Here is a 23,655-nt window from a genome sequence, read left to right on the forward strand (position 1 = left end):
AACTCTTGCTTGGTCTAGGCAATTTAATAGAACAACTTATACGATTCAACCTTGAAACCTACAGTTTTTTGATCAAATAAAAATCTTATCATTTTTATGGCAATTCCGCAAATCAATGCTTCCTATGTAGTACACAAAAAAAGAAACCTTAAAAGGTTGTATCCAATCAAGGTTGTAATATTATTTTAAGTATTCAAATATTAAATTTACACTATCTAAGATATTATTCTCCATACTTTTAAAATGTTACCTTACTCATAATTTGTAGAAGTAATATAGACAAAAGCAGCAGTTGAAGTAATTTCATTATTATGCTCAAAGTTATATATCAGAATTACTGCATTATATGATTTTTTTAAATCTATACTTCCCTTAATTTTTGGGATGATAATTTCTTCATACGAACATCCATCTAATAATGTAGAAATATCACTACTACTATTCTTATAGACCACTTTTTCTATTGTATCTTCATCTGTTTCATCCATATCAATATTAAAATCAATAAAAAATTTGGAAGGTACAGACTCGCCCTTCTCATCATATGTTGAATCTACATACTCTTCTATAGAGTCCTCTTCTTTAATATTTCCTACCCAAATGGAAACCCATCCTTGTTTTTCCATTATATTGTCCTCCTACTTTAATCTAATATTTTCTGGTAAAGATGAAACCCCACCCGCTAGTCTATAATTAGCCCAAGTATTGTATCGATCACGAACTAAACGGTAATGAAAAGGACTGTGTACGTCAATATATCTATTACATGACATTTAAGAAGGTAAAATGGGATGACAACGCGACAAACGTTTCAACTTACTATAGAAGTGTCTGCAAGGTCCGCAAATAACGCAATAAGATTTATACGAGTCTTTTATAACTAGGCCCTTATCAAAAAGTATATTAATCATAATCCAGCAAATGATGTTGGATTACAAAAGGAAGATAAAGAGACCTTTGAAATATTTACAGATTATGAGATAAAATCTCTACTAAATGCACCTAAAATAAGGATATATACGGGTCGTAGAGATTACATAATCATGGTATTAATGATTGATACAGGGCTTCGTGTAAGTGAGATGACGTCGCTAATCCGGGGGGACTTCGACTTACATTACAGACAAATAAACATACGTGCTGAAATATCCAAAAGTAAAAGAGCACGCATTGTCCCTATTAGTCGTACTACAGCGAATTTATTGCAAGATTTATTTGATTATATAGACGTCACAGAGGATGAACCAGAAGAGTTTGTGTTCTTAACTCAGTACGCAGAAAGATATTTATTTTCCCATCTAGTTTTTTGATCGCCAACATCGAATTATCCTGAATGATGCCTGTATCTACAAAACCAAATGAATCGTATAATCTTTTAGCTATGACATTATCTGTATGATAAAAGAGGTTTACATAATCTGCTTCCCCATATGGCATAGTTTCAATATCCATCAACATTTTTTCAAAAGCAAGCTTGCCATATCCTTTTCCTTGGTAACTTTTATCAATCATATTATGCCATATAAAATAACTCTTCTTACCATAAAAAACTTCATTTTCAAATGATTCATGATCCATCGTATCGTAAATATACATCAAGAATCCAACTATATTTTCATCAGCATAAATGGCTAATGGAGTCGCTGGTATACCGTCTGCGTTCAACATATGAGCGTCTGCAAAGCATCTGAGGTTAGTAGTTTCTAATACAAATTCTTTCTGTTTTTCTCCAACTTCAAGTGCTATCACATCATCTATGTTATCCCCAGTTATCTTTCGTAATTCAATCATTTTTTTATCACCTCTCCTAAGACAAGCCACTTCCACAATTCTTTTAGCTTTCCGCGTTTAAGACCTCTTTCTCTTCAAAATTACTCATTTAATTAATCATTCGGCATCCTACTTAGGAATACCTGCTAGTTAAACTAATCTGCCCCTTTAATTCAATCAGAAAAAAGGCTTTACTCCTTCTTGAAATAAAGCACCCGTTAGTTGAAGAAGAAAGAGCAGTTTATTCCCTCATCGTGCCCGATTGGTGAACAATGACTATGACTTTAATTCTTATTTGAACACATCAAAAACTTTGTTTTCGCTATCTTCATACTGGCAAATAACGATTTGTAGGTTTTTCATATTCCAGTCTTTAGAGCGTAGATAGATAAACGTATTATCCAATTCTACAATTTTGTCAGCCGTAAGATAATTTAAATCGAAATATTTATCGTACTCCTCGTTGTAACCAGGTGTCTCGATAGTTATAGGACTAAATAAGCTTGAAGGCTGTTGTATTGTTTTTTTGATTACTCTCGTACTAATATTGTATTGATAAGTATAAATAAATTCATTGTACATATCATCATTCCCAATAAAGATGGTTGTACCATCATGTGATACAGATGCCAACATCATTGGAAGGTCATATGACTTAATTTGTTCATATGAAATTCGATTTGTAACTATAGAGTCTTGCATATTATATACGACTACTCCAAATGTACCTTGCATAACCGCAATGTTGTTATCGGCATATAAAAGTTTGGGCATTTCGGAACCTATATTCATTTGTTCAATGTCAGACGTGTCTACAGCTAATTCTTCACCCTCGGGTAAGGTGAGATTTTCATTATCAGAACCGAGTATAGGATGTTCGTTGTCTTGACCCACCAGTGTAATTGCATCGGAATCATTTGCTTGACAAGCCGCTAATAATAGGAACAGTGATATAAAAGTGAAAAGTAATTTCTTCAAAAAGTCGCCTCCTTAAATTGTTAAACGTGAAGATAATGGATATGTTTCAAATCATTTCTTGTTCAACTAAACTGCCGCGTTAGTTCAATAAGAAAAAAGGCTTTACTCCTTCTTGAAGTAAAGCACCTCGTTAGCTAGCTTAAAAAACTTTTTGACTTTAAGTCTATAATATCTACTAACTCATCTATGGTTCCAAAGCACTTTTCGATTTCAGGTAAATGATAAAATGTACTGGTTGTTTCAATGTTATCTATTTCTTTGTTCAGTGAGTAAAGATAAATCTTTTTGTCATTTCCAATAGCAATACCTAGTTCAATATGGCTTCCTTTTCCCGCTGGTAATAAAACTACAACAAAATCAGCTTCTATTACAGCATTTTTCTCCTTTTGACCTATTGCCTTTAGTTCTTCCAATGTTGTTACGTTCTCATTTATATGTATGGATAAATCCTTTATTTTTTAACCTTTTACTAACATATCTAACCTGTTAAATAGTTTTTAAGCTAGATGCAATATAAAACTTCATAATCTCTCTCCTTTTTATTACAATTTTATCATATATCTTACTATTTCTTATTCAACTAGCCTGCCGCGTTAGTTCAATATTGTTTCTTCACATCGTTATATATTTCTATTGCTTGTTCATAAATATCATTATTGGACTCGATTTGATAATTTTCAGCACTATCACTTAGATGAAAAATCCCCTTATCATCTATCACTAAAGCACCTGAAATTTGGTCATTATAGATAAATGTTATTGTTATCGCCTTATCATAATTAATTTCTTCATTTGTTTGTCCACTATATTCTATTTGATTGTAAGCCTTCACAAGTGACTGAACAGTTTCTTTATCTACTTTGTTATACCCCTCGTACAAACTCTGCCCAAATTCAATATCAAAGTAATCTGCTTTAATTTGTTTTACAGAGTTATTATTACATCCGCTTACAATAAAAAATACAATTAGCATAATAGACATAAATAATAATTTCCTCAAAATTTCACTCCCTCAATCTATAATGATGAAAATCTTGTTCAACTAAACTGCACCTTTAGTTTACAAGAAAAAGGTTTTATTCCTTCTTGAAGTAAAAAATTCTTTACGTCCTTCTTAAAGAAAAGCACCCTTGAGTTCAAGAAGAGTAACTTATATTATTTCTTTTTATTAGGATAAATTAAGTTATTTTCAACAAATATCCTACAGTTAATTTTAAAAAACCCACCCAAAGCTACTTTAATACTTTTTCTATCGTCATTACTTTTTAGTTCACCATTTAATACAGCTCTTACAGCAAGTCCAAGATTTTCATCCTGTAATTGTCCGTTTACATATAGTTTTTCACCTGTAAACCAGCTGTTCACCAATTTAATATGATGACCATCGTGCATAACTTCAAATGTTTTTTTCATATTGAACTTAACCTCCTAAAAGTATCTTCAAGTAAAAATACTAAATTTCCTTGTCAAACTTTCCTGCTGCATTAGTAAAAACACACCCTTTGTCTATAATTCTATTAAGTTGGCAATAATCCTTTTAATATTACTATTTTAGGGGGAATGGAATTATTACTTGAAGCGGATAAGCGAATAGAGGGTTTTTCACCACAAACTTTAAAGGCCTACCAGGTACAGTCCTTGCTACTAATTGGTTATTTTAAAGATATAGAGATGAAATTGCTAGGTACAAATCAACTGAAAGAATATCTCGCTATATCTGGCAAGCATTTAAAACCGGCCAGTCTTGCACATCGTATCCGCTTTTTAAAGTCATTTTTTCGTTAGTCCCATGAAGAAGGTTTCCTAAGTAGGAATCCAACTTCCAAGATTAAAGAACCAAAAGTAGGTAAGCGGATACCTAAGTATTTAACTGAGCGGGAGATTGAACACCTTCGTGAATCCTGTCATTCTGCTATGGAAAAAGCGATATTTGAATTCATGTTTTCTACAGGTTGTCGAATTGGAGGAATAGTTTCGTTAGAAAAGAACCATATTAATTGGTCCAATCAATCTTCAATCGTGAGAGAAAAGGGCGATAAGGAAAGTGAAGTTTATTTTAATACATTTAGAAAGCCGTAATGACCAAAATCCAGCCATCTTTGTGATAACAAGATAGCCACATAGAATGAGCGTCGCCCAAATGCGTTATATCATCAAGCGGATCTCCAATCGTGCGGAAATTAATAATGGATTCACCCACACCAACTTAGGCACAGCTACGCAACTCATTTGATGAATAATGGAGCTCCTATTGAAGTCATACAAAGTCTTATGGGACATGAGAAAAGTGAAACAACTAGGATCTACGCTCAATTAAGCGGAAGACTAAGGAAGGAGTATTATCAGAAATACTTTTAAATATAAAGGAGCAACGTCATAATGACCTTGCTCTATTTGACTAACGCACCCGTTAGTTCAACAAAAAGACTTCATTCTGATGTCATGTATCTGAACAAGCTGATTCCTTTTTTGTTTCTTGGACTTTTTGGGTACTAAGGACAAAACTAAGAACTGCTGCAATGCTACAAACATACGGAAGGAAAGAGTATCCCCATTTAGAAATGACAAAACCACCAATCATTGAGCCAAGGGTAATACCAATATACAAAGCGGTATTATTCCACGCCATGACAATTCCTCGTTCGTTTGAATATTCAACCGCTAATCTTGCTTGGTATGAACTAAATCCTGCATACCCAACTAAAGCCCATAAGAACAAGAAGAAATAGATCCAATCACCTGATGTGAAGAATATACCTAAACAAACAAATATTAGAGTCAAGAACATGAGGGTAACTTTCGATATATTCCTTTCTCCAAATCTATCTGTTAATTGTCCACTTATAAGACTTCCTAAAACAGCTCCGATACCATAAAAAGTTATAGCTAATGCGATTTCTGTTGATGAGAATCTATTTTCAGAATATAGAGAAGCTCCTAAGTAAACATAAAGAGCATACATTGAAATCGCCCAAAAGGTTGTAACACTTACCGAACCAAGTATTCTTAGCAAATTTCCTTCTAATAGATTCCTTGTTAAATAGATTTTAGGAACATATTTCCAGGTGTTGAAATTTACTACTGCCAATATAGCTCCTATAACGGCCATTATAACAAATACTGAACGCCAACCGAGAAAATGCTCTAATAACATACCGAATGGAGCTCCTGCCCAAAGAGCTGTTAAGTGTCCTGAAACAACAATCGAAAGCCATGTCCCTGTCCGATTTGGTGGTGCAGTATCTACAATGATTGCGTAAATCAAAGGAGTAATTGAAGCAACGGATAAACCAGCTAAAATACGACTAACAATTAACCAAAAAAATGAAGGAGCAAAAGCAGTTAGTATGTTAGAAATGACGAACAACAATAAGCCAAATGTAATTAATAGTCTCCGTCCATTTTTATCTGAAAGCCATCCAAAGAAAGGAGCGAAAAAAGCATATGTGACTGCAAAAACTGTTACCATCCATCCAGTCATCGCTGAACTAACATTATAAGCTTCCGAAATGAACGGTAGTAAAGGAGATACTACAAATAAGTCAATACCCATTAAAAACAATGTTATCCAACCAACACTTAAACCTACCTTCCCACTAAACTCCATTGCATCCCCCATTTATAATTATTGTTACATGTATATTCTTTAAAGCTATAAAAAGGACCTCTTGTTCAACTAAACTGCGGCGTTAGTTCAATAAGAAAAAAAGGCTTTACTCCTTCTTGAAGTAAAGCACCCATTAGCACAACAAGAAGCAACAGGACATCCTGTTAATTTAATGGACCAGTCACTTCAAGGCATTTTCCATTATACGCATTAATTTTAACGGTTGATTCTTCTCCATTTTTTGTTTTCAGTGTTATATTCAAATCGCGTTTATTAGTGTGTTGATTAAAAAAACCATTCTTTGTATCAATAGACAATTGCTTCAGTGTAATTTCATCAAAGTTAACATCAAGAGCTTTTATTCCCAATTCTTTTGGCGGAACGTTCAAACACAAAACTGCATAATTTGTAGCTTCCACAGTTGTCAATATAGGTTTTTGGTATTCAAATGCAAAACAAATGATAAAGAAAACTAAAATTATGAATACAGTTTTCTTCAAGTTTGTAGCCTTTAACACGTTTCCATCACCCTATCCAATGTTTGAATTTTTTCAACCATTTAAATTCCCTATTCAGCTAACTTCCCATGTACTTTAATACGTTAAAAACAGATGAAAGTTCCAATTTATAGTAAATTTTCCACTGGAAATTAACGATAATACATCTCTGCTTCTTCAACTAAACTGCCGCTTTAGTTCAATAAGAAAAAGGCTTTACTCCTTCTTGAAGTAAAGCACCCTTTAGTTGAAGAAGCTTTCTCAAACTATAATCCTGGCTCTTCGTATCAAAACTTTATAAGTTTCTACTGGAAGATAATAAATCATGATTGCAGTCATGTGGAGTTCAAAGCTAAGGAGAAGTATCCCTTTAAATAAGTTAAATTCAAGCTCACTGAAATTCATATAGAACAAAGTAAACAATAGAGAAGTAATTAATCCTGAAAACAAATAAGTGATTATTCGTTTCTTAAAAATTTTCTTGTAGGAAATGAAAAGCAGGGGTAATTCCTTCATAAAGTAAAGAATAACGACGCTTATTGTACCGATTATAAAGAAAAACTCCGATTCTATTTGAAATACCTTTAGAATAACTAAACGAAATAATAAATATGCCATAGAAATTATTAATGTATAAGCAATCCTTTTCACTTTTCTCCTCCTTTCCTAATTTAAGTTGAGGGGTGCCTAATTCTACTAAAGCACCCGTTAGTGAAAAAGTAGGAACTCTATTCTTGATTAAAGTGCCACAGTTTTTCTAAAGGAATATCGGAGTCTTTGAAACCGTATTTAGTTAACATAATTCGGTCTATCGCTTTTTCAGGGTTTTCTTGATACATCTTTTATAATAACTTCACAATGTGCCAATGCTAAATGATCTGTAAGCATTCGTGCAAATTCACCGAGTTTTTCTCTATGTTCATCTTTAACAGGTTCATCAGAAATAAAAATAACAAGTAGACAAAATATTATATTGAATATTATTACATTCTTCACTTTACACCCCTTTTCGCTTGTTCAATTAAACTGCCGCGTTAGTTCAATAAGAAAAAATGCTTTACTCCTTCTTGAAGTAAAGCACCCGTTAGTTGAATAAGCACATACTTTATTCAGATTAGGTAACAACACATCTAATTAGATAAAGTCGTAAAGAGGTGTATTGAAGGAAATAAACGCTTTACCCTTCTTGAAGTAAAGGACAAAAAAGAGTCGATTCTTATTCGTCCCAAAATTCATTATCTATTGCATTTTCTATCTCACCTAAGAAAAACTCATAAAAATTAGGCTTAGAAAGATAGATGGCAGATTCAAATGGACTCCAGTTCATAATAGGACATTCTCCACCTTTTAGCTTACTTGTATCCAAACAATAGCCATATTCATCACACCAATAAATCATCACAAAACCAACCGGCATTGAGGAAAAACGTTGTTTGTAAGAGAGCATCATTTCACAGTCACTAAATTCAAAACCATTTCCTCCACCACCGTATTCAGCTAAAAACCATATATAACTTTCTGGAAATGTAACCCCTAATAATTTTTCCGTTTTCTCTATTTCATCATAATTTATGCTTCCAAAAAAGTTCTTCCTTTGGTCATATTGATTAATAAGTTTATCTATTTTTAATTTATACAATATTATTCAACCTTTCACGATTCCTTAATACTAATACATTCTTAAGATTCTTTAATTTATTTGTATTTCCTTCTTAAACTAAACTGCTTCTTTAGCTCAATAAGAAAAAAGGCTTTACTGCTTCTTGAAGTCCATTAACTCTATTATTTTATCCAATTTCTTTCCAAGTTCATTAAGTTGATGCTTTTTTGCCTGTTGATTCAAGAGTAATCTTCTTATAAATAACGTGAACGATACTACAAATAAAACGATAAGCCCCAATACTATAACCTGATAAATCATGTCTCCCACATTAAACCATTAAAACATCCCCTTGTATAGAAATGGTCAAGCACAACTTTACATTACCTCTCACATTCCATATTTCCTTCATTTCACCATTTTCCATTGGTAATTAGACTCTTTATAAGTCATTCCTTTTTGAACTAACCTGCCTCGTTAGTTCAATAAGAAAAAATGCTTTACCCTTCTTTAAGTAAAGCACCCGTTAGCTTTATAGATTTAACAAAAAAGCTGTAATCCTTCTTGAAGTGATATCAAAAATAGTTAATCTATATAGATGAACGTTTCTATTTCCTTAACTTTTTTCCCGTCTAATTGGTGCGTGAACCCGAATGTTTCGCCCTTTCCATCGTGATTTATTACAATTTCGATATCGTGAACTAGTTCTGTGAAATACCTAAAAGCTTTTTTTAATTCGTCATAGGTTTCCGCCGTTTCAATTCCTTGCTCTTCTGCTACCGAAATAGAATAATCAAGATTACCCATCAAAGTTTGAAGCACCTCCAAATTTTCAAAGTCTTTTTGAAGGTCGTCACCTTGGATCCGAAAATATCTCATTTCATTTCTGATGCGTTCTGCCTTCGGGTAATATTCTTTTACGTCGGTAGTTTTGGCAATGTCTTCAGCGTGAAAGGCAATCCAAGCTTCCAACGTTGTTTCTATTCCATAACTGTTGAAGCCTTCAGGCGTTGAAACGTCCCTCCAGTTCTTCGGGTCATTGACTTCGGCTTCTGTTTTTACTTGTTCTACTTTCGTTTCATCTGTTTTAGGTTGTTCAACTTTCGTTTCTTCTTTCGTACACCCTGTTAATAATCCACTTACCAATAATCCTGTAAATGCTAATTTTGTTAGTTTCATTATTCTGCCCCCTTGTGATTGAAAATCCTGATACTTGAAATCATCTATTAATTATCATATTTTACCATAAAAAACTAATTCTTTTCTTCAACTAAACTGCTGCTTTAGTTGAATAAGAAAAAAGGCTTTACTCCTTCTTGAAGTAAAGCACCCGTTAGTTGAATTAGAATACTAATCCAGAATTCATTTATTCTCTTACTAATTCCTCTAAAATACTAAAAAAACCTTTATCATCTTCAAATAAATATTCTTCGTATGAACCACCACTATTATCTCTAATTGCTATACTTTTACCGGTAATATCCATAAACATATAATAACCTCTGTTCAAAGTGATTTTCATCGAGTAATCGTTATCGGAAGATAATGATTCGTCTTTTTTAAATTTCGATTTTTCAAAAGCCTTTATCAATTTTTTCTGAGTTGTATCTGTTAACTCAATCGGAACGAGTTTTCCATCATCCACTTCAATAACAATCTTTGTCAACTCTACAGATTGTTCTTCTACACTAAAATCAACATCTTCTAAAACATCTGCCGCAGTATAAAACTTTTCAGAATTAAAAAAGTACAAACCTATTCCGAGAATAATAACTATAATAATACCAATAACAGTTTTCTTATTTTTCATTTCCTCACCCCAATACCAATATCCAATTCTATAATTCTATACCTATCCTCAACAAACCTGCCGCGTTAGTTTAATAAGAAAAAAGGCCTTACTCCTTCTTGAAGTAAAGCACCCGTTAGTTGAACAGCATGCATGTTAAAATTGATTCGTAGACAATTAGTTACTATCACTTAAAACAAGCGTAGCGAATGCAAAATTACTGTTATTAATTTTAGTTCTAATTAACAAACAATGTATAAGTTTTCCGTCTACTGCATAATCCATATATGTACCAAAATTATGATTTTGCTGGGATGGTAATTCAACGATTCCATTTTCTCCAACACTTAGGATGACTGGGTCGATATCATACTCGGAAATAATGTAACCTTTCTCATTTAAAATGTAATCATAAACCTCAAATTCATCTGCTTCAAAGTTTAGCGATTCAATTTGTATGATTTCGCTATTATTAATGGAAGGTAACTCACTAAACTTTTTACCTACCATATAATTCCTGATTCTCTCTTCAATTTCTTCTTTTTCTTCGTTATGCAAATCTCCATAAGAAATAGGGGTTAAATGGTCAGAAGCACTGGATATTCTAATTTCAGGTTCTTCTGTTCCTTTTTGACATGCAGTAAGAAGTATTATACTAAATATAAAAATAACCCATATTTTTGCTCGATTTTTCAATTTTTCACTCTCCTTTCTCATTGAATTAATTCATAATTTGATTTTAAAAAATCGGATGAAAAACTTGTAGAATTTTTCGTCCTATAACTACTTCTACGCAATTCCAATAAAACTTCTTATTGAACTAAACTGCTAAGTTAGTTCAATAAGAAAAAAGACTTACTCCTTCTTGAAGTAAAGCACCCGTTAGTTGAAGAAGGGGTTAGCCATTGCAGAAACAACCTCTCCCCATAATACTAAACGAATATATTACTCGTGATTTAAAGGATAAAACAATTTCTTCCTCTGACGGATAGCAAATTTAGCACCTAAATAGGCAATTATTAAAAACAGCATATTTTTTATACCATAGTCCCCTGTAATACCCCCCAGTATCAACCATGAAGAAATTAAACCGAAAAGAAACAAAAAGATTGATTTCAATATATTTCCCCTTCTTTCTTCTGTTTCCTGCGGTAAAAAAACCGCTATATATAAAAGATAGTCCATGTTATTACTAACACTGACAAAGGAATATACGGATAGTTTTGTCCACCATAAAATATAAGAATGCTTCCTATAATAAACGCCGGTACCGCCAAATAAAACCACATTCTTACTTCCTTGTTTTTAAAACTTAATTCAAATCGTTCACTCATATCGCACCCCTTTATAACTTTCTTCAATTTTACTTTCCCTTTAATACGGTTGATACGAATTGAGGTTCCGATTTTAAACAAAATACATTTCCTTATTCAACTAACCTGCCGCGTTAGTTCAATAAAAAAAGGCTTTATTCCTTCTTGAAATAAAGCACCCGTTAGTGAAAAACTTCTCTACATTCCTTTTATCCCATTAGACTCAAAAATCCTATTGTTAAAACCATTGACCCAATAGAAATTAGGCACACAATTTCAAATTGATTAAAAGTAATCTTTTTTAATTTACCTTTTCTTTTCTGACTGTATAAAACCATAGTAAATACAATAACCCACGTTACCATTAGAATATAAAAAGAAACTAATATTTGATTTCACCGCCACAACCTATTAATTTTTCCTGAATCTTTAGCCATCTATAACTTTATATAATTTACCATAGTGGTTTTACACAAGTCTGGTTGAGGATGCAATAGAAGGTGCTTGTTTAACTAAAGCACCCGTTAGTATAATAATTGACTGTTCTTATGAAACAATCACCCGTAAAATTTGCTCTATCCACTCTTTCACTTTCAATTTTCGTTCTTCGTAACTAAACCCAGTATCAATAGTTAACAACTGCATTTCTATTGGAAGTAAATGTAGTTTAGAGCGGATCATTTCATTATTTTCTGATTCTTCATCTATTAAAAAAATACTTGTTTTATTATCTTCGGTTCCAAGTATACCCGCAGAATATTCCAAATCATTTACAGTTACCTCAATGTGCCCCCTAATATTAGGATTACAACGAATATACATGCCCGTATTTAATTTAGAAAGCGAGTATTCAAAAGCGTTTAATTGGTGTTCATCAATTAAATATTTACTTAGCCACCTACCTGAACACTTTCGATTCTTTTCTAAGTTCACATCATAAACATCATACTGAAATAATACATCGCGTTTATCATTTAATTTACAAGGAGCATAGTCCCATTCTACCTCAAATCGACTCAATCGATCCTTCTCTAAAAAGCTAATATTGGAATGGTCTAAGTTGCAACCATATATTAAAAGTAGCACTCGTTTCATTCTGTTCCTATCCCCTTTGACATTTTTATTTGGTACTAATTATACTTTAAAAGAAAGTTTCACTTCTTCAACTAAACTGCTGCTTTAGTTCAATAAGAAAAAGCCACCTTAGGCAGCCACTTGTTTAAGTATAATTTAACACTAATAAATACAGCTATTTCTTTTTTAATAACTGAACGTTATAAATTAGAAGTAATACTCCAATAAATAAAATTCCAGAGTAAAACTGATTATTATAGCCAAAAAATAGTTTGTAAATAACTACTAAGATTAAAATAACCCCTATATAACCTAATAAGTTAGTTAATATATTTCTATATTTCTCTCCCATTTTTAACAACTCCTTTTAGTTCTTCACTTCAACTAAACTGCTGCGTTAGTTCAATAAGAAAAAGAGTAACCTATGGCAACCCCATGATTTTTTACTAAAGCACCCATTACTTGAAAAAGCTATTTTGCATTTTCTGCAATCCTTTTTAGTTCTTTTGCACGAGAATTTATAAACCTTGTCATATAATTTTCTAAAAATAATTTGTCAGTAACCCTACCAATAAGACCAAAAGGTGATTTATACTCAAATGTATCAATCATTAGAGTGCCACCTTTTTCTTCTATGAATTGATGTGTATGCGTAAAAGAACTAAATGCCCCTTTTACCATAATATCAACAAACACAGTAGACTTTTTCATATGAGTTACTTTTGCCGTTAGCCTTTGTTTAATACCAAAATGAATAGCTTCCCAAGTAACAGTATCTCCCTCTTCTAATAACCCCTGCGTAACCCCATCCACAGCTTTTTCCATAGTTTTAGCAGTAGTTATAGTGTGTATATCTACGTTTCTTGCAAGGTCAAAGCATACAACCACAGGTGCTTGTATAAATTGCTTGTTCTTAATAATAGGCATTTGCATTCTCCTTTGTAAGAACGTATTTTCATGTTCCTTATTCAACTGCTTTAGTTTAAGTGTAACATTTCACATTGCATATCTGAGATCAATTTAATATTTTGGACATAAAAATAGACCATCAAAATGATGGCCATATTTTGCTAAAGCACCCGTTAGTGCAATAAATTATTCAACTTCGTTTGATTTTCGTTTTAGTAAAACCTCGTTTTCATACGCTTCGCCCCAGTCCCTCATTAAAAAGATAATTGGCTTTAATGTTTCACCAAAATTGGTTAGCGAATATTCCACTTTAGGTGGTATTTCTCGGTAAACTTCACGATGAATAATGCCATCTTTTTCTAGTTCTCGAAGCTGCAACGTTAGCATACGTTGCGTTGTTTTCGGTAATAATCTACCTAATTCATTAAATCGTTTGTGGCCAGAAGTTAAGTGATATAAAATTAGCCCCTTCCATTTTCCTCCTATGACATCGACGGTTACCTCCACTGGGCAAGGGTACGTATCCTCATTGATTTCTTTCTGTATATTGCTCATATCGTCACTCCTATTTTGGGTAGTATAAAAAATGTACTAAGGCACAAAATGTATAGTACCAAACAAAAATGTGCGTACTTTTCAACTTATCATATATAAAGTACCATAGATTTTGCAAGTATTAAAAGTTAATCGAAGAACAACAGAGGAACCAATCGAGGAGCCGAGACATGAGATTGTATCTTATTTCCCTTCGATATCTCTTCAAAATAGAAAGGAAATGATCAAATGAAAGCATGGCAAAAACAAGGTGTCGGATTAGCAAATTTAAAATTAGTTGATATGGAAAAACCAACACCAGGACCAAAACAAATTTTAATTAAGGTAAAGGCAGTATCACTAAATTTTCGTGATAAATCAATTATAGACGGCGATTATTTACCAGATTTAATGAGCAAACCATTTATTCCTGTATCTGATGCAGTTGGTGTTGTCGAGAGCATTGGTGCAGAAGTAACACAGTTTAATGTAGGGGATCGTGTTGTTTCACATCTTTATACGAAATGGGTAGATGGGGCACCAAGTGAAGATTATGCACCAACAGCAGTAGGGGGACCAAATGATGGTGGGCTTTCAGAATATATGCTATTAGAAGAATATGCAGCGGTCATGGCTCCAGCGAATTTAACAGATGAAGAAGCCTCAACACTACCAATTGCTCCATTAACAGTATGGTTTTCATTAGTCGAATACGGCAAAATCAAAGCTGGTGATACAGTACTTGTTTTAGGTACTGGGGGCGTGTCGGTTTTTGCGATTCAAATGGCTTCTGCGTTAGGTGCACGAGTAATTGTGACAACAAGCAGTGATGAAAAAGGTGACCGAGTAAAAAAATTAGGTGCAAAAGAAGTCATCAACTATGTGAAGACACCTGATTGGGAACAAGAAGTATTAAAACTAACAAATGGCAAAGGTGCACAGCATATTTTAGAGGTTGTCGGTGGAGATAGTATTAATCGCTCAATCGAGGCGCTTGCACTTCAAGGACATATTTATATCATTGGGTTCCTGAAAAGCATGATGGCAGAAGTGAATCTATTTAAATTATTAGCCAAACAAGCACAGATTCATGGCATCTATGTAGGTCACCGCAAAGCTTTTAATGACATGAACAAAGCCTTTAATGAACTAAATATTCATCCAGTGATCGATACAGTGTACTCATTCGATGAGGCTATCAAAGCGTACGAGCATCTAGGTCATGGGGCTTTTGGAAAAATTGTCATTAAAGTTTCTGAATAAGTCAAAGGAAAGATAATAACAATCTTTCCTGAGTTGTCATGAAACTCTGATTCATTAACGAAGAATGCTTCCCTTATGATTAAAGATTGGAATTTCGAACTATCTATTGAAATAAAGCAACGATAAAAGTGAAAATGCACTTTTACCGTTGCTTTTTCATTTGTTTAATTTTAGATTGTACACTCGCTTTCTCTGTTCCCAAACGCGTTATATCCTGAACGGTAAGAATAAAGTTGTTTAAGTAAATACTCGACTCTTAAAGTAAACTGCAGCTTTTGAAAGGGTTGCCAAAGCAACCCGGATATTCAACTAAAGCACCCGTTAGTGGAAGAAGAAACAGAAAGGTAATCTTCCATAATCGTGCCCGATTGTGGAATAACTTTATCTACTATACGATGTCCAAATTCTATATATATCTTTACCTTCTACCCCAATCTTATCTCTATGCATTGTAACATTTACATTCGTGTATCCGGCCCATTGTGGTATTAGTTCCGTTAAACAATCAATTACCTTTACATCAGGAGTTGCATAACCGATATTTTCTTTTCTCAAAAAGCCATTTGAGAAATCTTGATATAATGAGTCCGTCCATTCATAAACTTCAAACTGAGAATCAAAAATCCGTTCATCTTCTTGATATTGTCCGTTAACCCAGTATATTTCCATAACAATGCCTCCTCCTAATGAATGTAGCGTTCCATAACACCATGTCCTATAAAGACAAAGACACTTTGCTAGTTTTCCGGGAAAGCCCGGATTGTGGTTGACTAAAGCACCCGTTAGTTGAATAAGCACCTGCCCATTTATTACACATTATGGTCGAACTGTGACTTAAACTTATCAAAGAAGTCTTGATGTAACTTAAGAAGAAACTTCCTTCTTATGGTAAACTTAATACATGAAAGAGAGGTCATAACATGTCACAGTTATTGTTTGTCTTTATTATTATCTTAGTTGGTATTCTTCTGATCAGTCGTTATAATAAATTACCTCACCCATTCATTACCTTTCTAACCGTATTTGCCATAATGTGTATTGTTTACGCAATACCATATATCTTTATGGTTATATTCTAATTACTTTTAGGACACTCTCTACTTTTACTTCGCAGTTTGTGTCAAATGCGACATAAAAACTACCATTTTCTTCTTCAACTAGTCGAGTAGAAGGGAACCTCTCTACCTTACGGTAGATTGTGTTCCTCCCCCCTCACAGAACCGTGCTTGCGCTATTCACGCACACGGCTCCTCCTAGTCATCATTCACAAAATGTAGCCAATCTTCTTTCTTAAATCGTATATATTCACTTTAATTCTTGGTGAAGGTAACGGGTATTTATGAAGAAAGAGATTGAATTTATCCCAAGTAAAGGATTTTCTTTGACTTCTTCTGTTGAGCCATTTAAAGAGTAAATATTGAATTTTGTCTCTAAATTGGTAAACACTTTGAGTGTTATCCGTTATGCAATAGTAGTTGTAGTAACCTACAAGCGAGCGTTTAAATCTATCCATAATCATATGAATATCATTATTTCGGTTACTCTTTATCCATTCTTTCGATTCCTTCAGTTTAGCTTGTAGCTTCTTCCTACTTGTTTTCCGTTTCACACGAAAATTTCCCTGTTTACTCTTCCCACAATAGTGTGTGAAACCGAGAAAATCGAAGGTCGCAGGTTTTCTATTCCCCGTTTTTTTTGTATCTTTCTCCGCAAACCTCCCGAAGGGAATAATTTTGGTTTTATCCTCCGCTATTTCTAAGTTAAACTTCTGTAATCTTACCTTTAATGATTGAAAGAACACCTCAGCTTCGCTCTTATATTGGAAGCAACACACAAAATCATCTGCATATCTAACTATATATGCGTGGCCTTTACACTCTTTCCTGACCTTCTTCTCAAACCATAGGTCCAGAACATAATGGAGGTACAGATTGGCAAGTATCGGAGATATGACTCCACCTTGCGGTGTGCCTTTATCTGTCTTATATTTCTTGCCTTCCTCCATGTATCCACCTTTAAGAAACCTACCTATTATTCTTAGTAGGTTAGGGTCAGCAATTCGCAGTTTTAAGAACTCCATCATCCATATGTGATCAACGTTGTCAAAGAATCCTTTGATATCTACATCTACTACATAACTTACTGATTTCTTTTCAATATAATGGTTTAAAATCTTCAAAGCATCGTGGCAATTACGATTTGGGCGGAACCCAAAAGAGCAGTCTAGAAAATCATTTTCATAGATGGCATTTAGTATTTTTGTAACGCCTTTCTGTACAATCTTATCTTCATGTTCCGGTATCCCCAACGGTCTTTTCTTGCTGGAGTTAAGCTTAGGAATGTACATTCTCCTTACGGGAACAGGATGATAACTTTTACTTTTGAGCCTACTTACTAAGTCCACTATATTTTCCTCTAGTGTTTCACTGTATTGCTCTTTAGTTGTGCCATTAATCCCAGTTGCCTTCTTATTAAGTAATTCATGATGGCATTGAACTAGAGATTGCTTATTTAGTAAATGTGCAAGTGATGTAAATTTCATTCTCGGTTCAGATTTTGCTAATTCTGCTATCCTTAATAGTTTTGTTTCCATTTATTATCCCTACCTCCGCGTGTAGTAAATGTGTCCCTAGTAAGGGTGATAACTTGGTAGCAGCCTTTCCTCCATCGGCATTACCCAACTTCATTGGTACTACGCTGCTATCCGACTCCCTACAACGGCATTTGGCTTCCTTGCTTATTATCGCTTGTACACCATACTCTTCTAAAAAAAAAGAAAAGACCGGTAGGGTCTCCCGAGTTGCCGTATCATATCCATGTGTAACGTGCCAAGGTCTCTGACCCCAGAGAGGTTTTATCCTTCTTGCCATTAGCGAAGGATAAAATGTAGCTTTCTACCGCAGTTAAGGCATCAGCCCTCTCGATTTACTAACATTATGGAGCTCAATCCCTTCAACCAGTTGGCTTTCGGCCCGCCACCTAACTGTCTACGCTTAAAGGCTAATGTTACCATTAGCCCCCCAAGACTCGCTACGAGTGAATGGCTAGTTCTTTCTCGACGGGAATCCCACCCGCTATATGATACGACCTAGGCTCGGCCGCACAACTGCTGCGTTAGTTTAAGTGAAACATTTCACAAACTCCCCTAACAAATGCATTCTAACTACCGCCTATTTAAAGATCTTTATAAAATTAATTTTATTGTATTTTGAACCATTCGTATAATAAGTTCAACAAAAAGAGCGTTAATTCCTTTGTTCCAGAATTAAACGCTCCTATCTATTTCAACCGTTCTCTAAAAAACGTTTTTTTAGGTTTACTCGTTGAAAAACAACTTTTTCTTCATTTCTTGCTTGTTCTTTCTCGATTTTCGGGCGTTTTTTGCGTTAATCCTTCTTGTAGCAACCCCACCGTAGTTTATAAACTCATTATTTCTACATAAATAAAATTGCACTGACCGAATGGGGCAGTGCAACAATCACTCACGTAATCCATGATTCAAATGAAACCAAAGGAGCCAATCACTGGTTCAATACCGTAAAATGGCTAAATATAGGGGTTTTTATTCCTGTCTCAAAAAGGGTAGTCAGTGCCGCCCGATAACGAAAGGTGTTTTACTTGTCTCTTTATATTAGGTTAGTATTTTTCTTCCTTATTCATCTATTACTTTTTATAAACTGAGATTCCTTTAACATATGTCTCTTCTACATTAATATGTTCAATTTCATCTGGTGAGATTTCCAAAATGTCATTATTGAGAATTATAAAATCTGCTTGATAACCTGATTTTAATTGGCCAATATTTGGAATGCGAGTGATTTGTTGTGCACCACGCGTATATAATTCAATAGCTGTTTCTACATCTATCTTTTCTGATTGGCCTGTATCAGTGCCATCATAGGCAACTCTTGTTACAGCAGATTTAATACCAATAAAAGGATTAACTGGGTCTGCCCATGCAGTAGCTGGTGCATCAGAAGAAAATGCAACAGGTATACCTGCTTCTAGCATTTTATTAATAGGATAGGTTGTTTTTGTACGCTCGATTCCTAAATTCTTCAAATAACTTTCAATTTCTGCATATAGGAATATAGGTTGTGGAACAAAAGCAATTCCCATTTCAGCAGCTCGTTCTATTGCTTGAGCGGTAGGCATGGCTGCATGTTCAATTCGAATGGATGGACCATCTTGTATCCAACTTTCCATTCCATAAAACGTATTTACGATTAAATCTATCGCCTGTTCGCCCATTGCATGCACTACCAATTGAACACCATGTTGTTTAGCATATTCCATTGCTTCCAATAGCTCATCTTCGGAAGTGGTTGCGATTCCGTAGTTATCTTCATCACCTAGAAATGACGGATTGATCCAAGCAGTTCTTCCTGATACACTTCCATCTGCAAATAGTTTCACACCTCCGATATGAATAGGTTGTTCACGATTAGTGTTTTCCTCATTCAATATAGGATTCACCTTTAAATCATGCCACATGTAGTAAAGAACCACGTTATGGCTTAAACCTTTTTCTCTAGCTAGAGTATAGATATCTACATAGTCCATAGGTTTGTTGCTAGCCATCAGATCCGTGATTGCTGTAATACCATGTGCATATAAAGACTTTGTCAGTTCAGCAAGTCTAGTAGCGTTCTCGTCCATAGAAAGCTGAGGCATTTTATCTAGCACTAATAATCTAGCACTCTCTCGTAACACACCCGTTGGTTCGCCGTTCATGTCTCGATCGATTTTACCTCCTACAGGATCAGATGTATGCTTATCTATTCCTGCGATTGCAAGTGCCTTACTATTCACAGAAATGATATGACCACATGTACGTGTAATAACAATGGGCTTGTCTATAGAAACCTGATCTAAATCATGTCGATTCGGTGTACGTCCCTCTTCCAATTTCCCTTCATCGTAACCCCAACCTTCAATCCATTCTTCGTCAATCATTTTTGCTAATTCTTTTATCATATCCCCTATGGAGTATACTAATGGAGGAGTACATGCAATTTGTTTAGAAGAATTCGCTAGTAAAAGAGGATGCATATGTGCATCGATAATTCCCGGTATAACTCGACGATTTTGTAAATCAATTATCTCCCCTTGAAAATCTACGATTTCATCTTGATCACCTATCCACTCAATTATTCCATTATAAATAATCATTGCATTCGCATATTTTTGATTCGTATCAGATGTGAAAATTTTACCATTCTTAAACATTACTTTTGTCATTTCCAAGGTGTAAGTCTCCTTTGTCATGTTAATATATATTATTTTGCCTCTACAGAATGAATCGGATTAGAGGTTTTGCTTTTGTGAACATATTTATATAGAACGCTACCAAATATAAATCCAAAAACGGCTGGTATTAACCAACTAAAACCATTTGCACTCAACGGAAGTTTTGCGATCATGTTAGTTAAAAATGGAATAGTTAACCCTAAAGAGTTGACCGTTTCAAAAAGACTTACGATGAACGTTAATAAAATGGCTCCTTGATATGATCCTGGGTTTGGAACAAATTTGCGGAAAGTTCCTAAAAATACTAATACAATTGCTACCGGATAGAGTGCAGTAAAGATCGGCATTGTATAAGTGACAATAGCACCAACGCCAGTTGAACCTATTACAATTCCAACAACACAAACTATCGCAACCCATAGACGATATCCAAGTTTCTTTTTGGTTAAATCATTCAAGAAATCAGCGATTACAACAATCACTCCTATGGCAGAAGTTAAGCAAGCTAGCGCAATTGCTACCGCCAGAGCAATGGAACCAAAACTACCAAGTGAAATATCTATTAAACTGGATACTAATGCAGTGTCTTCAATACCTGGTTGAAAAAAGCCACTTCCTGAAGCTCCAAGAAATAATAATCCCCCATACACAACTAATAATCCTAAACCAGCGATTAGCGTTCCAGTTAAAGCCATCGAACGGGCTTGCTTTCCTTTATAACCAAAAGCCGCTATTGCTGCTATAAAAATAGGTGCACAAAAAATACCAGTTACTACATCGCCTGTTTGATAAGCACTAATAAACGCATTAGAGAAAGCATTTTGTATTTCTGTTTTCACCGGTACACCAATTGGATCCAAAACACCTTTTCCAACAATAAACAATAGTATAATTACTAGCAAAGGTGTGAGTATTTTGCCTATTTTATCAATAACATTCGATTTATCCATAGCAAAATAAAAGCTGATAACAAAAAACACAATAATCGTCACTAAGGAAGGAACCTTTGGAAATAACTGATGAACCCCAAGCTCATGTGTTGTTGCAGACATTCGTGGAATAGTCACGAGCATTCCAATGCCAACCATCAATAACAAGTTAAAGACTTTATAAAACCATGGACTAATGGGTCTCGTTAAATCCTCAAATTTCCCACCTGCATTTAATATGGCAACCACCGCTAAAAGAGGAAAAACAATACCAGTAATACAAAAACCTATTAATGCTAATACCCTTTCAGTTCCCGAAACATTTCCAATGGAAGGTGGGAATATTAAATTTCCAGCACCAAAGAAAATGGCAAATAATGCAACCCTACTATTAGACTGTGTTGAGTAGATTTTTTCATTTCTTTTCCCCTCTTTCTATCTACTATTTATCTTCTTTCGATTTGAAAGCCCTTACAAAAATACTTTCCAATCATTTAGACAAAACATAAATAATATAATATTTTGTTTCTTTTATATTAATTAATATTTCTAAATAAAAAAAGGAGGTAAATTTTTCACCCCCTCGTAAAAATATTTTTACCTCAACTCGTATTTTTCCATTTTATATTTTAATAGTTGTTTCGAGAGACCTAACCTTCTAGCTGTTTCTGCAAGTTTATCTCCAGTATTTTTTAGTTCTCTCACGATTAAACTTTTTTCATATTCTTCTACTTTATCTTTTAGATTGATTTTATGATCCGAAAGAGTTATTTTCTCCATTACACCTGAATAATTCCTTATTTTCACTGGTATAGCATCCAATTTAATATCTTTTGAACTTGCATTATTGTACGCAGTTTCTATCGCATTTTTAAGTTCTCTCACATTCCCTGGCCAATTATATTGTTGAAAAGCATGTAGGACCTCATCATCTACCTTGTCAATTTTAATTTGCATGTGCCGATTATAAAATTCGATATAATAATAAATAAGTGCCTCGATATCCTCTTTCCGTTCAGACAATGGTGGTAAATCAAATTGAAAAACACTTAACCGATAATACAAGTCTTCACGTAATAATTTGTCTTTCATTAATTTATCTGTATTTTCATTTGTGGCCGCGATTACACGAATATTCAAATGAATATCCTGTTTACCGCCAACTCTTCGAATGAGTTTGTCTTCGATTACTCTCAATAATTTAGCTTGAAGTTTAATATCTAACGCACTAATTTCATCTAAAAAGATAGTTCCACCGTTTGCTTGCTCTAACATTCCAGTAATATTAGGCGTAGTAGATAGATGATCTTTTTCTGTTCCGAATAATATATGTTCCAAAAAAGTTGATGGAATTTCACTAGCATTTATAGAGATAAACGGTTGTGCATAGCGATTACTTAAATTGTGAATAGACTGCGCAACAATTTCCTTACCAGTCCCCGTATCCCCAGTTATCAATATCGTGGAATCAGTACTAGCAACTTTATTAATTTTTCTCTTTATTTCATCCATTACATTGCTTTGCGAAATAAGGTTATCGATTGTATATATGGTGTTGTTTTTTCGATATATTTTATGACTAGCAAATTGCTCAAGTAATTGTATATTTTCTTTCTGATAGTAGTGCTTCGAAAACTCTATAGCTCCTACGATCGAGACTCCATTATGAATAGGGAAGGTAGAACTTCTAGATGTATATGTAAATCCATTATTGGATGTTAGTTCTTGTTCGGTATTCCATATAGGTTCGCCCGTTTTTAAAACGGACATTAAAGTACTTTTTTCAATTGGTAAGTTTTTATAAAAGGACGTTACGCTTTTTCTTAAAAACTCTTCGGGTTTAAGCCCAAGTTGCTTCAAAATATGTAAATCTGCTAAATCGTAGAAAATTGTTATCCCATGTTAATCAACCACTAACACATTATCATACTCAGATAAATGTTCGAGTTCATTGAATTTCATGTATTCATCGACCCTTTCTTTCTAAAGCAACAAAATTTTAAAATCTAATCCTGAGTTCCATTTTTACTTCTTTCGTTTATAACCATTAAAAACCCCTATTCAAATAGTTTATAATTGCTCAAATATATTGTTCCATTTCTTCTTGTTACTTGAAAATCCAATTCATCTTTAACATGAAGC

General features: G+C 33.9%; 27 protein-coding genes and 1 pseudogene. 3 read left to right on the plus strand and 25 right to left on the minus strand.

What is annotated here, in order from left to right:
* Positions 1-251: 251 nt before the first annotated feature.
* Positions 252-626, minus strand: coding sequence for an immunity 22 family protein (locus MKX39_RS10050; RefSeq protein WP_340769457.1), 375 nt, complete (start codon positions 624-626; stop codon positions 252-254).
* Positions 627-1,013: 387 nt separating this feature from the next.
* On the opposite strand from MKX39_RS10050, the gene MKX39_RS22335 reads away from it, so the two are divergent.
* Positions 1,014-1,310, plus strand: a complete 297-nt coding sequence (locus tag MKX39_RS22335) for a tyrosine-type recombinase/integrase (protein ID WP_445678045.1) — start codon at positions 1,014-1,016, stop codon at positions 1,308-1,310.
* Here the strand turns inward: MKX39_RS22335 and MKX39_RS10055 are convergent.
* The 5 genes from MKX39_RS10055 to MKX39_RS10075 all read right to left on the minus strand — a co-directional run bounded on the left by MKX39_RS10055 (position 1,231) and on the right by MKX39_RS10075 (position 4,161).
* Positions 1,231-1,791, minus strand: a complete 561-nt coding sequence (locus tag MKX39_RS10055; protein WP_340769459.1) for a GNAT family N-acetyltransferase — start codon at positions 1,789-1,791, stop codon at positions 1,231-1,233. The genes MKX39_RS22335 and MKX39_RS10055 overlap by 80 nt on opposite strands.
* A gap of 270 nt (positions 1,792-2,061) precedes the next feature.
* Entirely contained in the window at positions 2,062-2,748 is a 687-nt protein-coding gene (locus MKX39_RS10060) for a hypothetical protein (RefSeq protein WP_340769461.1), read from the minus strand.
* 134 nt (positions 2,749-2,882) lie between these two features.
* Positions 2,883-3,161, minus strand: coding sequence for a hypothetical protein (locus MKX39_RS10065; RefSeq protein WP_340769463.1), 279 nt, complete (start codon positions 3,159-3,161; stop codon positions 2,883-2,885).
* Positions 3,162-3,346: 185 nt separating this feature from the next.
* Positions 3,347-3,748 carry a hypothetical protein gene (locus MKX39_RS10070; RefSeq protein ID WP_340769464.1) on the minus strand — a complete coding sequence of 134 codons (402 nt, stop codon included), beginning with the start codon at positions 3,746-3,748 and terminating at the stop codon, positions 3,347-3,349.
* 155 nt (positions 3,749-3,903) lie between these two features.
* A complete protein-coding gene (locus tag MKX39_RS10075) occupies positions 3,904-4,161 on the minus strand; it encodes a hypothetical protein (protein WP_340769465.1) in 258 nt (85 codons plus the stop codon).
* A gap of 147 nt (positions 4,162-4,308) precedes the next feature.
* On the opposite strand from MKX39_RS10075, the pseudogene MKX39_RS10080 reads away from it, so the two are divergent.
* Positions 4,309-5,106 (plus strand): annotated as a pseudogene (locus tag MKX39_RS10080) (tyrosine-type recombinase/integrase).
* 82 nt (positions 5,107-5,188) lie between these two features.
* On the opposite strand, the gene MKX39_RS10085 reads toward MKX39_RS10080, so the two are convergent.
* From MKX39_RS10085 to MKX39_RS10150, 14 genes are all read right to left on the minus strand, one after another.
* On the minus strand, positions 5,189-6,355 hold the full coding sequence (locus tag MKX39_RS10085) for an MFS transporter (protein WP_340769466.1): 1,167 nt from the start codon (positions 6,353-6,355) through the stop codon (positions 5,189-5,191).
* Positions 6,356-6,519: 164 nt separating this feature from the next.
* On the minus strand, positions 6,520-6,873 hold the full coding sequence (locus MKX39_RS10090) for a hypothetical protein (RefSeq protein WP_340769467.1): 354 nt from the start codon (positions 6,871-6,873) through the stop codon (positions 6,520-6,522).
* Positions 6,874-7,113: 240 nt separating this feature from the next.
* Positions 7,114-7,503, minus strand: coding sequence for a hypothetical protein (locus MKX39_RS10095; RefSeq protein ID WP_340769468.1), 390 nt, complete (start codon positions 7,501-7,503; stop codon positions 7,114-7,116).
* A gap of 168 nt (positions 7,504-7,671) precedes the next feature.
* Positions 7,672-7,848 (minus strand): hypothetical protein, encoded by a 177-nt coding sequence (locus MKX39_RS10100; RefSeq protein ID WP_340769470.1) that lies wholly within the window; start codon positions 7,846-7,848, stop codon positions 7,672-7,674.
* 220 nt (positions 7,849-8,068) lie between these two features.
* Positions 8,069-8,491 (minus strand): SMI1/KNR4 family protein, encoded by a 423-nt coding sequence (locus MKX39_RS10105; RefSeq protein WP_340769471.1) that lies wholly within the window; start codon positions 8,489-8,491, stop codon positions 8,069-8,071.
* A gap of 114 nt (positions 8,492-8,605) precedes the next feature.
* Positions 8,606-8,773: a DUF4083 domain-containing protein gene (locus tag MKX39_RS10110; RefSeq protein ID WP_340769473.1), complete on the minus strand. Its 168-nt coding sequence runs from the start codon at positions 8,771-8,773 to the stop codon at positions 8,606-8,608.
* A 264-nt stretch (positions 8,774-9,037) separates the two neighbouring features.
* Positions 9,038-9,631: a hypothetical protein gene (locus MKX39_RS10115; protein WP_340769474.1), complete on the minus strand. Its 594-nt coding sequence runs from the start codon at positions 9,629-9,631 to the stop codon at positions 9,038-9,040.
* A 187-nt stretch (positions 9,632-9,818) separates the two neighbouring features.
* On the minus strand, positions 9,819-10,262 hold the full coding sequence (locus MKX39_RS10120) for a hypothetical protein (RefSeq protein WP_340769476.1): 444 nt from the start codon (positions 10,260-10,262) through the stop codon (positions 9,819-9,821).
* Positions 10,263-10,418: 156 nt separating this feature from the next.
* A complete protein-coding gene (locus MKX39_RS10125; protein WP_340769478.1) occupies positions 10,419-10,937 on the minus strand; it encodes a hypothetical protein in 519 nt (172 codons plus the stop codon).
* Between the two features lie 249 nt (positions 10,938-11,186).
* The gene (locus tag MKX39_RS10130) at positions 11,187-11,528 is read right to left on the minus strand and encodes a hypothetical protein (RefSeq protein ID WP_340769480.1); all 342 of its coding nucleotides are present in this window, start codon (positions 11,526-11,528) and stop codon (positions 11,187-11,189) included.
* 572 nt (positions 11,529-12,100) lie between these two features.
* Positions 12,101-12,649 (minus strand): hypothetical protein, encoded by a 549-nt coding sequence (locus MKX39_RS10135; protein WP_340769482.1) that lies wholly within the window; start codon positions 12,647-12,649, stop codon positions 12,101-12,103.
* 154 nt (positions 12,650-12,803) lie between these two features.
* On the minus strand, positions 12,804-12,980 hold the full coding sequence (locus tag MKX39_RS10140) for a hypothetical protein (RefSeq protein ID WP_340769483.1): 177 nt from the start codon (positions 12,978-12,980) through the stop codon (positions 12,804-12,806).
* A 119-nt stretch (positions 12,981-13,099) separates the two neighbouring features.
* Positions 13,100-13,555 carry an SRPBCC family protein gene (locus MKX39_RS10145; protein ID WP_340769484.1) on the minus strand — a complete coding sequence of 152 codons (456 nt, stop codon included), beginning with the start codon at positions 13,553-13,555 and terminating at the stop codon, positions 13,100-13,102.
* A gap of 168 nt (positions 13,556-13,723) precedes the next feature.
* The gene (locus tag MKX39_RS10150) at positions 13,724-14,092 is read right to left on the minus strand and encodes a winged helix-turn-helix transcriptional regulator (protein ID WP_340769485.1); all 369 of its coding nucleotides are present in this window, start codon (positions 14,090-14,092) and stop codon (positions 13,724-13,726) included.
* Positions 14,093-14,320: 228 nt separating this feature from the next.
* Between MKX39_RS10150 and MKX39_RS10155 the strand changes: the two genes are divergently transcribed.
* Positions 14,321-15,334, plus strand: a complete 1,014-nt coding sequence (locus MKX39_RS10155) for a zinc-dependent alcohol dehydrogenase family protein (RefSeq protein ID WP_340769486.1) — start codon at positions 14,321-14,323, stop codon at positions 15,332-15,334.
* A gap of 381 nt (positions 15,335-15,715) precedes the next feature.
* Here MKX39_RS10155 and MKX39_RS10160 read toward each other — a convergent pair whose 3' ends face one another.
* From MKX39_RS10160 to MKX39_RS10180, 5 genes are all read right to left on the minus strand, one after another.
* Complete coding sequence (locus tag MKX39_RS10160) at positions 15,716-16,003, minus strand: hypothetical protein (RefSeq protein WP_093537610.1); 288 nt, start codon at positions 16,001-16,003, stop codon at positions 15,716-15,718.
* 595 nt (positions 16,004-16,598) lie between these two features.
* Positions 16,599-17,927, minus strand: coding sequence for a group II intron reverse transcriptase/maturase (gene ltrA / locus MKX39_RS10165; RefSeq protein ID WP_340768888.1), 1,329 nt, complete (start codon positions 17,925-17,927; stop codon positions 16,599-16,601).
* 1,070 nt (positions 17,928-18,997) lie between these two features.
* On the minus strand, positions 18,998-20,575 hold the full coding sequence (locus tag MKX39_RS10170) for an amidohydrolase (protein ID WP_340771413.1): 1,578 nt from the start codon (positions 20,573-20,575) through the stop codon (positions 18,998-19,000).
* A 38-nt stretch (positions 20,576-20,613) separates the two neighbouring features.
* Positions 20,614-21,924 carry a branched-chain amino acid transport system II carrier protein gene (brnQ, locus tag MKX39_RS10175; protein WP_340771415.1) on the minus strand — a complete coding sequence of 437 codons (1,311 nt, stop codon included), beginning with the start codon at positions 21,922-21,924 and terminating at the stop codon, positions 20,614-20,616.
* Positions 21,925-22,110: 186 nt separating this feature from the next.
* Positions 22,111-23,373: a sigma-54 interaction domain-containing protein gene (locus MKX39_RS10180; protein ID WP_340769487.1), complete on the minus strand. Its 1,263-nt coding sequence runs from the start codon at positions 23,371-23,373 to the stop codon at positions 22,111-22,113.
* Between the last annotated feature and the right edge of the window lie 282 nt (positions 23,374-23,655).

The sequence above is a fragment of the Psychrobacillus sp. FSL K6-1464 genome, from assembly GCF_038003145.1.
Lineage (GTDB): Bacteria > Bacillota > Bacilli > Bacillales_A > Planococcaceae > Psychrobacillus > Psychrobacillus psychrotolerans.

What these genes read in the sequence shown, in the direction of transcription:
- MKX39_RS10160 (WP_093537610.1), bottom strand. Translation starts at nt 16,003, where the DNA reads ATGGAAATATACTGGGTTAACGGACAATATCAAGAAGATGAACGGATT.
- MKX39_RS10075 (WP_340769465.1), bottom strand. Translation starts at nt 4,161, where the DNA reads ATGAAAAAAACATTTGAAGTTATGCACGATGGTCATCATATTAAATTG.
- MKX39_RS10145 (WP_340769484.1), bottom strand. Translation starts at nt 13,555, where the DNA reads ATGCCTATTATTAAGAACAAGCAATTTATACAAGCACCTGTGGTTGTA.
- MKX39_RS10055 (WP_340769459.1), bottom strand. Translation starts at nt 1,791, where the DNA reads ATGATTGAATTACGAAAGATAACTGGGGATAACATAGATGATGTGATA.
- MKX39_RS10140 (WP_340769483.1), bottom strand. Translation starts at nt 12,980, where the DNA reads ATGGGAGAGAAATATAGAAATATATTAACTAACTTATTAGGTTATATA.
- ltrA (WP_340768888.1), bottom strand. Translation starts at nt 17,927, where the DNA reads ATGGAAACAAAACTATTAAGGATAGCAGAATTAGCAAAATCTGAACCG.
- MKX39_RS10115 (WP_340769474.1), bottom strand. Translation starts at nt 9,631, where the DNA reads ATGAAACTAACAAAATTAGCATTTACAGGATTATTGGTAAGTGGATTA.
- MKX39_RS10120 (WP_340769476.1), bottom strand. Translation starts at nt 10,262, where the DNA reads ATGAAAAATAAGAAAACTGTTATTGGTATTATTATAGTTATTATTCTC.
- MKX39_RS10085 (WP_340769466.1), bottom strand. Translation starts at nt 6,355, where the DNA reads ATGGAGTTTAGTGGGAAGGTAGGTTTAAGTGTTGGTTGGATAACATTG.
- MKX39_RS10170 (WP_340771413.1), bottom strand. Translation starts at nt 20,575, where the DNA reads ATGACAAAAGTAATGTTTAAGAATGGTAAAATTTTCACATCTGATACG.
- MKX39_RS10155 (WP_340769486.1), top strand. Translation starts at nt 14,321, where the DNA reads ATGAAAGCATGGCAAAAACAAGGTGTCGGATTAGCAAATTTAAAATTA.
- MKX39_RS10150 (WP_340769485.1), bottom strand. Translation starts at nt 14,092, where the DNA reads ATGAGCAATATACAGAAAGAAATCAATGAGGATACGTACCCTTGCCCA.
- MKX39_RS10110 (WP_340769473.1), bottom strand. Translation starts at nt 8,773, where the DNA reads ATGATTTATCAGGTTATAGTATTGGGGCTTATCGTTTTATTTGTAGTA.
- MKX39_RS10135 (WP_340769482.1), bottom strand. Translation starts at nt 12,649, where the DNA reads ATGAAACGAGTGCTACTTTTAATATATGGTTGCAACTTAGACCATTCC.
- MKX39_RS10050 (WP_340769457.1), bottom strand. Translation starts at nt 626, where the DNA reads ATGGAAAAACAAGGATGGGTTTCCATTTGGGTAGGAAATATTAAAGAA.